Origin of the sequence: Sphingomonas sp. (assembly GCF_048594985.1) — a bacterium.
Lineage (GTDB): Bacteria > Pseudomonadota > Alphaproteobacteria > Sphingomonadales > Sphingomonadaceae > Sphingomonas_I.
Map to the genome: position 1 here is coordinate 1 of NZ_JBMDXG010000096.1, position 8,451 is coordinate 8,451.

7 protein-coding genes and 1 pseudogene are annotated in these 8,451 nt (G+C 67.6%); 4 read left to right on the plus strand and 4 right to left on the minus strand.

Annotated elements, in window-relative coordinates:
* From ACOJSF_RS03620 to ACOJSF_RS03635, 4 genes are all read left to right on the plus strand, one after another.
* The coding region (locus ACOJSF_RS03620; RefSeq protein ID WP_420140863.1) for a hypothetical protein at positions 1-195 on the plus strand (195 nt) is incomplete at its 5' end.
* 84 nt (positions 196-279) lie between these two features.
* Positions 280-1,323: an FtsH protease activity modulator HflK gene (gene hflK, locus ACOJSF_RS03625; RefSeq protein WP_420140864.1), complete on the plus strand. Its 1,044-nt coding sequence runs from the start codon at positions 280-282 to the stop codon at positions 1,321-1,323.
* Positions 1,320-2,189, plus strand: coding sequence for a protease modulator HflC (gene hflC / locus ACOJSF_RS03630; protein ID WP_420140865.1), 870 nt, complete (start codon positions 1,320-1,322; stop codon positions 2,187-2,189). Before hflK ends, hflC begins: the two co-directional genes overlap by 4 nt.
* Positions 2,190-2,293: 104 nt before the next feature.
* The gene (locus ACOJSF_RS03635) at positions 2,294-3,844 is read left to right on the plus strand and encodes a Do family serine endopeptidase (RefSeq protein ID WP_420140869.1); all 1,551 of its coding nucleotides are present in this window, start codon (positions 2,294-2,296) and stop codon (positions 3,842-3,844) included.
* A gap of 4 nt (positions 3,845-3,848) precedes the next feature.
* On the opposite strand, the gene ACOJSF_RS03640 is transcribed toward ACOJSF_RS03635, so the two are convergent.
* The 4 genes and pseudogenes from ACOJSF_RS03640 to ACOJSF_RS03655 form a co-directional block, all read right to left on the minus strand.
* Positions 3,849-4,559: a class I SAM-dependent methyltransferase gene (locus ACOJSF_RS03640; protein WP_420140866.1), complete on the minus strand. Its 711-nt coding sequence runs from the start codon at positions 4,557-4,559 to the stop codon at positions 3,849-3,851.
* On the minus strand, positions 4,559-5,686 hold the full coding sequence (prfB, locus tag ACOJSF_RS03645; protein WP_420140867.1) for a peptide chain release factor 2: 1,128 nt from the start codon (positions 5,684-5,686) through the stop codon (positions 4,559-4,561). Before prfB ends, ACOJSF_RS03640 begins: the two co-directional genes overlap by 1 nt.
* An 83-nt stretch (positions 5,687-5,769) precedes the next feature.
* Positions 5,770-8,244, minus strand: a complete 2,475-nt coding sequence (locus ACOJSF_RS03650) for a penicillin-binding protein 1A (RefSeq protein WP_420140868.1) — start codon at positions 8,242-8,244, stop codon at positions 5,770-5,772.
* Between the two features lie 54 nt (positions 8,245-8,298).
* A pseudogene (locus ACOJSF_RS03655) lies at positions 8,299-8,451 on the minus strand (methyltransferase); the annotation flags it as partial.

An 8,451-nucleotide genomic window follows, 5' to 3' on the forward strand; every position in this document is an offset into this window, starting at 1 on the left:
CCTAGAGGCTCGCGCATGCCCACCCCCGATCAGCTTACCTCGGCGCTCGACGCCGTCCTCGACCCCGTCTCCGGACTCGGCCTGCTCACCTCCGGCCGCGGCGCCACGCCGCGCGGCGCGGCGGCGCGGCCGGAGGTGAGCAGGCCGAGTCCGGAGACGGGGTCGAGGACGGCGTCGAGCGCCGAGGTAAGCTGATCGGGGGTGGGCATGCGCGAGCCTCTAGGCGCTCATGGCCGGCGAGGCACTGTTTTTCCCCGCACCGCCGCCTATAAGGATGCGATGCAAGAAGGTGTTGAAGGTGCCGTGCTCAACGAAGGTGGCCCGTGGGGCGGGTCCGGGGGCGGCGGGGAAGAGGAATCGCGCCGGCCGTGGCGGCCGAAACCCGGCAAGGGCGGCAGCACGGCAGGCCCTTCGGCGCTCGACGCGCTGATCCGACGCGGCCGCGCGCGCTTCGGCGGCGGTGGGCCCGGCAATTTCGAAGTCGACGGTATCTGGCGCTGGGCCGTTCTCGCCGCGGTGCTGCTATGGGTTGCGTTCACCAGCGCGCATGTGATCGGGCCGCAGCAGCGCGGCGTGGTCACGCGCCTCGGCAAATATGTCGGCACGCTTCAGCCCGGGCTCGGCTTTTCGTTTCCCGCGCCGCTCGACATCGTCACGAAGGTCGACGTCGATAACATCCACGTGATCGACATCGATACGGGCGCCGACGGCTCCTCGGGCCAGAACCTGATGCTGACGGGCGATGAGAACATCATCAACCTGGCCTATTCGGTTCGCTGGAACATCCGCGATCCCGAATATTATCTGTTCGAACTGCAGGATCCCGACGGGACGATCAAGGAGGCCGCCGAAAGCGCGATGCGCGAGGCGATCGCGCGGGTGACGCTCAACGACGCAATCGGACAGGGGCGCAGCCTGATCGAAAGCCGCGTAGCGCAGCGCGCGCAGGAGCTGCTCGACACTTACCGCGCGGGCGTCGTGATCCAGGGCGTGGCGATCAAGCAGGCCGATCCGCCGCAGGAAGTGAACGACGCGTTCAAGGAAGTGTCGGCCGCGCAGCAGACCGCGCAATCCTATCTCAACCAGGCACGCGCCTACGCGACGCAGGTGACCGCGCGCGCGGAAGGCGAATCGACCGCGTTCGACAAGGTCTACGACCAGTATCGGCTCGCGCCCGAGGTCACGCGCCGCCGCATGTATTACGAGACGATGGAAAAGGTGCTGGCCAAGACCAACAAGACGATCGTCGGCCCGCGCAACGTAGTGCCCTATCTTCCCGCGCCGGCCGCTCCCGCGGCGCGCGCGCAGGAGGAGGGACGATGAGCGTGGCCGCAGCCCTCCGCCGCAACCCCTTCCTGTGGGGCGGGATTGCGCTTGCCGTGCTGGCGGTGATGCTCAGCGCGCTGGTCGTGGTGCCGGAAACGAAGCAGGCGCTCGTGCTGCGCTTCGGCCACCCGGTGACGATCATGAACGCCTATGATCGCAATGACGATTATGGGCGGACTGGGGCAGGCCTCGGCTATCGCATCCCGTTCGTCGATCAGCTCGTCTGGGTCGACAAGCGCGTCCTGTCCTTCGACATGCAACGGCAGGCAGTTCTTTCGACCGACCAGCTGCGGCTGGAGGTCGATGCCTATGCGCGCTACCGGATCGTCAATCCGGTGCGGATGTACGTCTCCGCGGGAAGCGAACGGCGGGTGAGCGACGCGCTCAAGCCGATCCTCGGCTCGGCGCTCCGCAACGAGCTCGGCAAGCGCCGCTTCGCCACCTTGCTAACGCCCGAGCGCGATGCGGTGATGGGCAATATCCGTCACGCGCTTGCCCGCGTCGCGGCGCAATATGGCGCGGAGATCGTCGATGTGCGGATCAAGCGCGCCGACTTGCCCGACGGCACACCGCTGCAGAGCGCGTTCGAGCGGATGCGCACGGCGCGCCAGCAGGAAGCGCGCTCGATCGAGGCGGAAGGGCGGCGCGAGGCGCAGATCATCATGGGCGAGGCGGACGGCCAGGCCGCCAAGGTCTATGCGGCCAGCTTCGGCAAGGACCCGGTCTTCTACGATTTCTATCGCGCGATGCAGTCCTATCGGACGACGTTCGGCACCGATGACAACAATCCGCGTGGAAGCGCCAATATCCTGCTGTCGCCCGACGACGAATATCTGCGGCAGTTCACGGGGCGCCGCCCCTGACGCCATTCAATTTTCGTTCAGCCGGGGATCGGCACGTGTCATATTCCGTTCTGGACCCGTGCCGGTCTTCCTGACCCGCTGACGAATTTCGGGAGTCGATGCTCGTGCGCTATGCCTATGCCGTAACCGGAGCCCTGCTTCTCGGCGGCGCCACCGCTACCGTTGCCCTTCAACAGCCGCTCGGCGCACAGGTCGCGCAGAACGCGCCCTCGCAGATGGCGGCGGTCGCTCCGCGCGGCGCGCCGATGAGCTTCGCCGATCTGACCGCGAAGCTGCAGCCAGCGGTGGTCAACATTTCGACCACGCAGAAGGTGCAGGTCCCGCAGCAGCAGAATCCGTTCGCCGGAACCCCCTTCGGCGAACTGTTCCGCCGGTTTGGCGGATCGGACGAAAATGGCCAGCCGGTCACGCGCGAGGCGACCTCGCTCGGTTCGGGCTTCATCGTGTCGGCGGACGGCTACATCGTTACCAACAATCACGTCATTGCGGGCGGTTCGGGGCGCAGCGCCGCGCGCGTCACCGTGTCTTCGATCACCGTCACGTTGGCCGACCGCAAGGAATATACCGCCCGCGTCATCGGGCGTGATCCGGTGTCGGATCTGGCGGTACTGAAGATCGACGCGACCAACCTGCCCTTCGTCCAGTTCGGCGATTCGACGCGGACGCGGGTCGGCGACTGGGTGCTCGCGATCGGCAATCCCTTCGCGCTCGGCGGCACCGTGACGGCGGGCATCGTGTCGGCGATCCACCGCTCGATCGGCCAGCAGGGCGCCTATGATCGCTACATCCAGACGGACGCGGCGATCAATCAGGGCAATTCGGGCGGCCCGATGTTCGATCTCAACGGCAACGTGATCGGCATCAACACCGCGATCTTCTCGCCTTCGGGCGGCAATGTCGGCATCGGCTTCGCCATCCCCGCCGAACAGGCCAAGCCGGTCGTCGAGCAGTTGATGAAGGGGCAGCGCGTCCGTCGCGGCTATCTCGGCGTCGTGATCCAGCCGATGACCGACGACATCGCCGCCTCGCTCAACCTGCCAAAGGATCGCGGCGAGATCGTTGCCCGGGTCGAGCCGGGGCAGCCGGCGGCGCGCGCCGGGCTTCAGCAGGGCGACGTCATCGTCCGGGTCAACAATCAGGACATCACGCCGGAAAATACGCTGTCCTTCATCGTCGCGGGCCTGCCCGTGGGCGCGCGCGTTCCGATCGAGGTGGTCCGCCAGGGCAAGCGCACGACGCTGAACGCCGTGCTGACCGAACGTCCGCCGGAGGACCAGCTCGCGGTCAACGACGGCGATGATAGCGATTCGCTGCCCGACGCCGACGAGCCGGCTTCGCCGCAGTCGCTGCGTGGCGCGCTCGGCGTGTCGATCCAGGCACTGACCCCGGCCATCGCGCAACAGCTCGGCCTGGCGCAGGGCACGCGCGGCGTGGTCATCACCAACGTCGATCCGTCGAGCGATGCCGCGAACAAGGGGCTGCAGCCGCGCGACGTGATCCTGGGCATCGCGCAGCGCCCCGTCACCAGTCCCGCCGAGGCGGCGGCCGCGGTCGACGCGGCGAAGAAGGCGGGCTTCAAGACCGTCCTGCTGCTGGTCCAGCGCGGCAATCGCCCGGCGCGCTACATCGGCATCGACCTGGCCGGCAGCAAGTAAGCGGTCAGGCCTTGCACCCCTGCATGGCGCGCGGCTCCGGCCGTGGGCCATGCGCGGCGGCATAGAGCGCCAGATAGCCGCCGGCCTGCGGCATCGTCATCCGGCGGACGAGGCGGAAGCCCGACGCCGCAAGCTCGCAGTCGAGGAGATGCGGCGGCGTGCCGTGCTGCGCGGTAGGGCGGTCGGCATCGACCAGCACGACCATCCCGTCGCGCTTCAGCGCCGGGCGCAGCCGCCAGAGGAATTCGTAGGGTTCGTCGATCTCATGGTACATGTGCACCATGAAGATTCGATCGAAGCTGCCCTCGGGCAGTTGCGCGTCGGTCGGCCGGCCCAGTTTGACCGAGACGTTGTCGAGGTGCTCGCGATAGATGCGTTCGGCCAGCCGATCCCGATATTCCGGAACGATATCCTCGGCCAGAACGCGCCCTTCCGGCCCGACCTTCGCCGCCAGCCGGATCGTGTAATAACCCTCGCCCGCGCCGATATCGGCGACGGTCATCCCGGGTGTGACCCCGGCGGCGGCCATCACCAGATCGGCCTCGCGGCGCTGGTCGCGCGCCCGCTCCGTCGACCAACCGGGCGACACGACCGGCGCGACCACGCGGCTCGCTTTGGGGAAGCCGGTCCTCGTGCGCGGTTCGGGCAGCGTCGGCGCCGGGGTGGGGCCGCACGCCGTGGCGAGCATCAGCGCGACGAGCGCGCCCCACCGCATCACTCGACGTCCTCGACCTCAACGGTCTCGCCGGTCACGCGCTGCGACAGCGCCGCCGCCATGAAGCGGTCGAGATCGCCGTCGAGCACGTCCGCCGGGCTGGTCGAGGTTACGCCGGTCCGCAGATCCTTCACCAGCTGATAGGGCTGAAGCACGTAGGACCGGATCTGGTGTCCCCAGCCGATATCGGTCTTCGTGGCGTTCTGCGCATTGGCCACCGCTTCCCGCTCGGCCAGCTCGCGTTCGTACAGGCGCGCGCGGAGCTGGTTGTACGCCTCCGCCTTGTTCTTGTGCTGCGATCGCTGGTTCTGGCACTGCACGACGATGCCCGTCGGCAGGTGCGTGATGCGCACCGCCGAGTCGGTCGTATTGATGTGCTGCCCGCCCGCGCCCGAGGCGCGATACGTATCGATCCGCAGGTCGCTCTCGTTGATCTGGACGTCGATATTGTCGTCGATCACCGGATAGACCCAGACGCTCGAAAAGCTGGTGTGGCGCCGTGCCGAGCTGTCATAGGGACTGATCCGCACGAGCCGGTGCACCCCGCTCTCCGTCTTGGCGTAGCCATAGGCGTTCTCGCCCTTGAGGAGCAGGGTGGCCGACTTGATCCCTGCCTGCTCGCCGGCATGGTGGTCGATCAGTTCGACCTTCAGCCCGCGCCGCTCCGCCCAGCGCGTGTACATGCGCTGGAGCATCTCGGCCCAATCCTGGCTTTCGGTTCCGCCCGCGCCCGAATTGATCTCGACATAGGTGTCGTTGCCGTCCGCTTCGCCGGCAAGCAGCGCCTTGACCTTGTCCTGCTCGGCGCGCTCAGCCAGTGCGGCCAAGGCCGCGACGCCATCGTCGACCAGCGCGTCATCGCCTTCCGCCTCGGCCATTTCCGTGAGCTCGACGGTGTCGGCTTTCTCGCGCTCGATCGCGGAGACCGCAGTGATCGCCTCGTCGAGCCGGCGGCGCTCCTGCATCACGCTCTGCGCCTGCTTGGGATCGTCCCACAGCTTGGGATCCTCGACGCGCGCGTTGAGCTCGTCGAGCCGGCGCACCGCGCGGTCCCAATCGAGAAAGCGGCGGACCAGGGCCATCGCGGCGTCGATCTGGTCGATATGGGCTTGCGCTTCGGCGCGCATGTTCAATTCCTTAAGGGTCCTGCCCGATTGGTCCGCCCGGCTCCTGTCCGGAGGTGGGCTGGTAGCGGGTTTCGGCCTGCTACCTAGTAAATCCCACCCTGCGCCTGCAAGAAGTCGCTGTCGCTGCGGATCGCGCGTTGTCGCGGCGCGCCGCCGCCAAGCTCCTGCTGAGCGATCGCGCGGCGTGGCTCGCTCTCCGGCTTGAACGCTTCCCAGATGATCGCGGGCTTATATTCCTCGTTGTTCGGCCAGCCGCCGAACACCTTCTTGCCCGAGCGGCGATCGATCCGGACCATGCGGATGCCGGGCGGCGCGCGGAACGGCACCACCGGCATGTCCTTCATCGCCACCTGCGCGAACTGGCGGAAGATTGGTGCTGCGAGCGTGCCGCCCTGCGCGTACCCGCCCATCGAGCGCGGCCGATCGTAGCCGATATAGACTCCCGCGACGAGATCGGCCGATCCGCCCACGAACCAGACATTGGTCGGGCCGGTGTTCGTGCCCGTCTTGCCGAACAGGGGCCGGCCGAGATCGCGCAGCACGGTCGCCGTTCCGCGCTGGACCACGCCTTCGAGAATGTGGACCATCTGGTAGGCGGTCATCGCGTCCATAATCTGTGCCGAACGCGCGCGCGGGCGCGGCATCGGCCCGCCGTTCCAGTCGCGGGCGTTGCAGCCTTCGCAGGGCCGATTGTCCGCCTTCCAGATCACCTTGCCATGCCGATCCTGGACGAAGTCGATCAGCGTCGGCTTCAGCGCGCGCCCCTGATTGGCCAGCATCGAATAGGCGTTGACCATGCGCAGCACGGTCGTCTCGCCCGCGCCCAGCGAGTATGCGATGTAAGGCGGGTAGTCGCCCACCCCCATCCGCTTGGCGAGGCCGACCACCTTGTCCATTCCCGCCTGGCTCGCGGCGCGCACGGTCATCAGGTTGCGCGACTGTTCGACGCCCCACCGCATCGTCTGCGGCCCGGCATAGCCGCCGGAGAAATTCCGGAAGCATTTGGTGCCGAGGCGCGCGGTCTGGAATACGCAGAACGGCCCGTCGACGATGATCGAGGCGGGCGTCATCCCGCTGTCGAGCGCGGCCGAATAGACGAAAGGCTTGAAGGAGGAGCCCGGTTGCCGCAGCGCCTGCGTCGCGCGGTTGAAGGCGTGGTGTGGATCGAAACCGCCCATCATCGCCAACACCTGTCCCGTATGCGGGTTCTGCGCGACCATCCCGCCGGAAATCACCGGGATCGAGCGCAGCGCCCAGCCGCCGCCCGCCGGCGCCACGATCACCACGTCGCCCGCGCGCAGGAAGTCGAAGGCCCGCCCGCCCACACCGCGCTTGGGCGCCGCCGCGCCCCATGGCGCGAGCGTGCCGCGGCTATTGTCGGTAAAGCCCAGCTCCGCGCTAGACCCCGATTTCGACAGGATCACCGCCGGCCGCCACCCGCCATAATCGACATCGAGGTTGAGCCGCGCCAGCCGGCCCGGCCAGCCCGGCCGGATGTCGATCTGGCCCGATCGGCCGCGCCAGCCGGCGGCGGCCTCGTATCGGACGAGACCATCGCGCAACGCCTTCTCGACTGCCTTCTGCGCAACCGGATCGAGCGAGGTGCGGACCCATAATCCGCCCACATAGACGCTGTTGGGCCCATCCTCTCCGTCGGTGCCATATTTGGCGAGGAGCTGGCGGCGCACCTCTTCCATATAATAGCCCTCGAACGGCTTTTCGGCGTCCCGCCGTGCGTTCGAACGATCGATCGTGCCGAGCGGCGCGGCGGCGGCGGCCTGTTCCTCGGCGGGGGTGATGTATCCGTTCACCCGCATCTCGCGCAGCACATAGGCGCGCCGCTCCAGCGCGCGGTCGGCGTGGCGGTCGGGATCGTAATTGGACGGCGCCTTGGGCAGCGCCGCGAGATAGGCGACCTCCGGCAAGGTCAATGCGTTGGCGTCCTTGCCGAAATAAGCACGCGCCGCCGCCTCCACCCCATAAGCGTTGCGGCCCAGGAAGATCTGATTGAGGTAGAGTTCGAGGATCTGCGGTTTCGTCAGCGCGCTTTCGATCCGCATCGCGAGCGCCGCCTCGCGGATCTTGCGGCCGGGCGAATATTCGTCGCCGATCAGCAAATTCTTCGCGACCTGTTGGGTGATGGTCGATCCCCCACGCGCGCGCTCGCCCGTCCCCATCTTCGTGAAATATTCGTACACGCCGTTGGCGAAGGCGAGCACGTCGATCCCGTGGTGCGAGAAGAAACCCTTGTCCTCGGCCGAGATGAAAGCCTGAACGAGGCGCGGCGAATATTCCTCGTAGGCAAGCTGCACGCGCCGCTCGCGCGCGAAGCTGTAGATTGGCGCGCCGTCGAGCGCACGCACGTTGGTCGGCAAAGGAGGCTCATATTCGAGCAGGGTCGACGCGGAAGGTAGTCCGCGCAGGAATACCGCCCACAGCAGCAGATAGACGAGCAGCGCGGCGGTCACGATCGCGGCCAGCAGGCGTACCCAGCGGGGCGCGAATGCCGCCTTCAGCCGCGCGGTATCGAACGGAAGCCTGGGAAGGGTCGGGGTCACGCGGCGCGGTCTAGATCACAAGCCGGCGCGCGGCCACCACCTTGCGGCAAAAGATCAGCGCCGGGGCTTGCGGAAGCGGTAGACGAACTGGTCGGTCCGCCCGCGGATCGCGGGATCGAACACGCCCGCCGTGCGCGGATCGGCGGGATTGGCGAGCAGTTTGCTCTCGCCCGCGAAGACGAAGCCTGCGGCTTCCACTTCCTTGCG